Source organism: Azohydromonas sediminis (genome assembly GCF_003574675.1).
GTDB lineage: Bacteria > Pseudomonadota > Gammaproteobacteria > Burkholderiales > Burkholderiaceae_C > Calidifontimicrobium > Calidifontimicrobium sediminis.
The window spans coordinates 1-4019 of sequence record NZ_QOAZ01000068.1 but is presented as its reverse complement, the minus strand read 5'-3'; the positions used below and the strand labels follow the sequence as shown (position 1 = coordinate 4019).

Below are 4019 nucleotides of genomic sequence, written 5' to 3'. Positions count from 1 at the left end.
CGGCCTATTGGATTCGTTGCTGGGAGTTCGCGCCATCGGCATTCACCCCGCAAAGCCAGTGTTCATGCGGGTTGCGGGGGTTTTGCAGGGCCGACTCGGTAAGTCTCAACGCCTGCGATCTCGGATGCTCTGACGTGATCCACTGGGTCGAGAGCAAGACCCTCACCGTACACCGCACGGTGGGCACCCAGTGCCACAAGGCCCACGTCGACGCCAAGTTCGGCGGCGTCTACCCGGGCTGCACAGACTTCCTCAAGGACGTGAGCTACGTCGCCAACGAGGCGGCCGACGTCGCGATTTACCCACCAACGTGTCCAGGCGCCGTGCGACCGTATAGATCCGCGTCAGGGGGCACACCCAGGCGCGGGCGCCCGTTCTTGCATGGACGACGCGACGCGCCTGGGCTTCCTCCTCGTCTATGGAGTCCTCTTCCTCATCGAAGACGGCGTGGACTTCGACGGTGTCGCTTGGGGCCAGTTCTGCTTTGCCGGCCGGACCGGCCGCGCGGTGGCCACCGAGTCTCTCCTGATGGAGATATTCGGCCGAAGCTTCCGCGGTCCGCCGCGTCGCAAACCGTACCAGCTGACCGTTTCGGCTGAGGTCTCGCCGATCGCTGCTGCAATCTCATCACTTCGCCAACCTGCCTCCCTCAGGTCCGTGACAAGTGCGTGCCGAAAAAGATACGCGGACAAGCGAGGTGTGTTCCCGTCGCGGTCGGGATCGAAAACCTTGTTCGACAATCGTGCAAGATGGGTGGCGAGGCAGCTCGGTTTCGCTTGCACGACGCACGATCGCTCTGCTTGCAAATGGTGGGAGAACCAATTTGGAAGACGAGCGGGATCGAGTCGCAACGATCTCCAGGGCTGTCCGGCCAATTCCGTGACCTTCGCGCCCGCGATGGTCACTTCGATCTCGTCGCTGGCGGTCCACCTGAGAGCTACCCCTTTTTCGAGCTCCTCAGGTCGAAGGCCGCACACTACCAGTAGAACGCCCACCATACGATATTTCGGCGACTCGGAGTTTCTGCGCTCGAACCTGTCGCGCCAGTCGTCGGGTAGTTCCGGCAGCAAATCCTTTTTGGAATGAGGCGGTCGGTTGTCGATTAGCGCGAACTCACGGGCGTCAGTGCGTTGGAGATCGACGAGTTCCTCGAGTGAGCGAACTGCAGAGCGAAGTCGAAGTGAAACTTCCGGCGGAGTTGCCTGCCTCGCGGCTTTGCAAGCTCGCACCTGTGAGACGCGAAATTCGATTCGGCGCAGGAGATGCCACTTCAGCGCAGCGCGCATGATCTTCCACGACTGCTCCTTCGCCGCATAGGGCGCAAGCGCTTCCAGCACTGGGCGGTGCGCCTCGCCGCCTCTGGACAGGTACCGCTGGCGAAGGATAGAGACCTTCTTTGCGTACAAGGCTTCGGTCTTCTCCTGTGGCACTACGTGGTGCAGCTGCTTTCTCAGGATTTCGTCCGCTGCCAAGAGCGCAAGCGCTCGCTGCAGCAGAGCTGCCGTGTCGATTTCGTCTGCACGGTGCTGCTGCGCTAGCCACGGTGGAATCGGTGACGTGGCCGGTTCGGCATCGAAAGTGTCATCGATCACGAAATCACCCGCGCCGCCCGCCGTGACATCACCACTCTCGTGGCGGCTCGTCCGGTCGGGTGCAACGTCCACGCCAGTGCCAGTGGGCTTGGCGCCCACCGACCCTGTCATGGCCATTGCTTCCTCCTTGCGCGACGTGCCCCCCATTCTGGGCGGCACGTCCCCCGTTACCGAACGGTCAGGCGCCGGTGTTCGCGCAACGTTCGGCAACGGGGGTTTTTCGTGATCGAAGGACGAAGTCGATGCCGTGATCTTCTTGTTCGCGTCGCTGGGAATGTGGGTGTTCATGGCTTCGCCTCCGTTGGCTCCGTGACTGCGAGCGCCGGCTTTGCCAGCTTCTTCGCGACGAGTCTTTCGATGGCCTTCGCCAGCGTCTCGCGCTCCTTGTCGGCGAGTGCCACCTCGATTTCGACAACGGTCTGCGTTCCGCGGCTTGCTTTGATCCGTCCCACACGTTGTCCGTCTGCCGTCAGCGGCCGGTCCTGGGGCGGGGTGTGGGACCGTCCCACACCCCCTCCAGCCGCGCTGATCAGCAGGTTGACGACCTCGGCCGTGACGGGACGCTCCGGGAGCGCTGCGATCCGCTTTGCCTCCGAGATCACCGCGGTCTGTCTTGTCTTGAGGGCGTCCGTCAGGGGCTTCGCGTGCCGATACTGCAGTTCAGTAGGCGACACGAAGGCGCCGATCACTGCGGGCGGAAGCTCTGCCAGTTGCACCGCTTTGGCGAGGTCGCTCGGATCCCGTCCCGTGACCAAGCCAGCATGTCGAATGGATCGAAGATGACGATGCTTGATACCGTCGAGAACCTGGCACCCAAGCTCCCACGGTGACAGGTCGACCCGTCCCGAGTTTTCGCGGAGCCGCAGCAGGTATGCGCTGTCATCTCCGCAGTTGACTTCGATGACAGAGAGGACATCAAGGCCGAGGTCCAGGCACGCCCGATGCCGGCGGTGCCCGGCGATAAGCTCATACTCGTATCCGTCGGTCGCATCAGCGGTTCGACGCACGGTGATCGGCTGAGTGTTGCCGTTTGCGTGTTGAATGACGTCCCGAAAGACGTCGAACTCCTCATTCGTGTACGCGTCGGGGGCCCGGTTCGGATGCTGCGTGACACGAATCAGCGCCGGATTGATGAGGCGGACTTCGCCGACCAGGACTCCGGTCGTCTGCTGGGGAGGTGTCTCAGGGGGCGGCGGTGTGGCCGTGCCTTGCGGCCTGCCCTGCGCCTGCTGACCGGCTGCGGGCTCCTGCTGGGCAGTGCGCCCAGTGAAGTTTGATTGCTGTGACATGGGACGTTCTTCCTTTCGATGCTGTTGCACATGCAACCCGCGCTTCGAAACAGGAGAACGTCGACGGCCGGACGGTGACGCGTGAACGCTCGCCACATTCGAAAGTGGGGCAACGCCTCCACTCCGACGCGGGTTGGTTCACGGCGGCCCTACCGTGCGGGCTGAGCAGCTGGACCCGGGTATCGCACACCCCGTAAGCGTGTCGCTGATGAGGCGACAGACGTAGGTAGTTCTGCTCTTGAATGGAAATGTTATGCCCAACTTCGAACGCTGGGCAACTTGAGCGATGCGAAAGCCCGATTTTTGTCGACCGAATGCCTTGAGCGACCGGTCGCGCAGTCTGGTTCATGAGCCCAGGAGGGCCAGCAGCCAGGAAGGAAGGCTGTGCAAGGAGGATGACCGCGGAGGCGCTGCGCCGTGCGAGAGTTCGAGGTTTGAACTGGCACAGTCAATGGCAGAGCCGGTTCGCGTCCGGGCGATGTCCCGTTCGCTGTTGAACCGTGACCGGTGACGGCCCCTCGGTGAACATGCTACGCGGCCTTGAAGACGGTGCCGTCGTCGCTTGCCGGACGACGGGCATCCAGGGCCTTGAGGAGGGTGCGCATCTGGCCGCAGCCGCGCAGCTTGCGCATTCGCGTGGCCGCGTCGCTGAGCGCGCTGGCCACCCAGCGCAGCACCATCTGGCCGTCGCCCCAGCGCTTGACGTTGCGGCTGTAGTGCGCCACCGAGCCGTTCAGGTTCTCGATGGGGTTGGTCGTGCGCAGCGTGCGGTACAGCGCCCCGGTGATGCCCAGTGCCTGCACGGTCAGCGTCTCCTCCAGGCCCTCGCGTAGGCTGGCGGCCGCACCCGGGTGCCTGGCCTGCAGCGCGGAGGCCAGACGGCCGAGCTGCTTGCGCGCCAGATCGGCGTCCGAGGCCGACCAGGCCTCCTTGAGGGCCCGCTTGACGCTGGCGTGCAGCTCCTTGGGCAGGTGCTCCAGCACGTTGCGCCGCTTGTGCTCCTGGCAGCGCTGCACGAGCGCGCTGGCGCCGAAGGTCTGGACGATGGCCCGGCGCAGCGCCTTGCCGCCGTCGATCACCCACAGCCGCATGCGCTGGGCATCCAGCCCGCGCTCGACCAGATCCGACAGCAGCGCGG

General features: G+C 64.1%; 3 protein-coding genes. All 3 read right to left on the bottom strand.

Annotated features, from left to right (window positions below; genetic code table 11):
- Positions 1-416: 416 nt before the first annotated feature.
- A complete protein-coding gene (locus tag DRV96_RS18230; RefSeq protein ID WP_162911131.1) occupies positions 417-1880 on the bottom strand; it encodes a hypothetical protein in 1464 nt (487 codons plus the stop codon).
- Positions 1877-2881 carry a ParB/RepB/Spo0J family partition protein gene (locus DRV96_RS17525; protein ID WP_119293541.1) on the bottom strand — a complete coding sequence of 335 codons (1005 nt, stop codon included), beginning with the start codon at positions 2879-2881 and terminating at the stop codon, positions 1877-1879. The genes DRV96_RS18230 and DRV96_RS17525 overlap by 4 nt, the downstream gene beginning before the upstream one ends.
- 530 nt (positions 2882-3411) lie before the next feature.
- Positions 3412-4019: transposase (locus DRV96_RS17520; protein ID WP_210757094.1), on the bottom strand; the 608-nt coding region annotated here is incomplete at its 5' end.

Coding starts and splice junctions, on each gene's coding strand:
- DRV96_RS17525 (WP_119293541.1), bottom strand. CDS start 2,881: ATGTCACAGCAATCAAACTTCACTGGGCGCACTGCCCAGCAGGAGCCC.
- DRV96_RS18230 (WP_162911131.1), bottom strand. CDS start 1,880: ATGAACACCCACATTCCCAGCGACGCGAACAAGAAGATCACGGCATCG.